Origin of the sequence: Pseudoalteromonas sp. SG41-5, assembly GCF_014164495.1 — a bacterium.
Classification (GTDB): domain Bacteria; phylum Pseudomonadota; class Gammaproteobacteria; order Enterobacterales; family Alteromonadaceae; genus Pseudoalteromonas; species Pseudoalteromonas rhizosphaerae.
Genome location: NZ_JACJFH010000315.1, coordinates 1 through 299 on the forward strand (window position 1 = coordinate 1; position 299 = coordinate 299).

The 299-nt window shown below is 40.5% G+C and carries 1 pseudogene; it reads right to left on the minus strand.

Features of this window, described 5'->3' with window-relative positions:
- Positions 1–155: 155 nt before the first annotated feature.
- Positions 156–299 (minus strand): annotated as a pseudogene (locus H5232_RS24550) (DUF600 domain-containing protein); the annotation flags it as partial.

Sequence of the window (299 nt, forward strand, 5' to 3'; positions counted from 1 at the left end):
GCGGGGTAAACCCGCTGCTACGAATGCGTAGACTCGAATTTACTTGTGCAAAAATGAAAGGCAGGGCACTAATCAGCGGCTGTATTAGCGCCTAGCCAAACAACATCCATGTTGTTAAAGAGCGGTAAATTATTTATTTGAATCTAGGTTATGAATTAATGTGTTTGTTGTGCGGTAATAACGTCATCATCATTATTATCACGCTCAAAGTTCAGATTAAATTGGCCTTGGCGATTTATGGTGAAAATAGCGCGCGTCCAGTTTTTTGGTTGGTGTTTAGTGGCATTCTCAAACAAAGT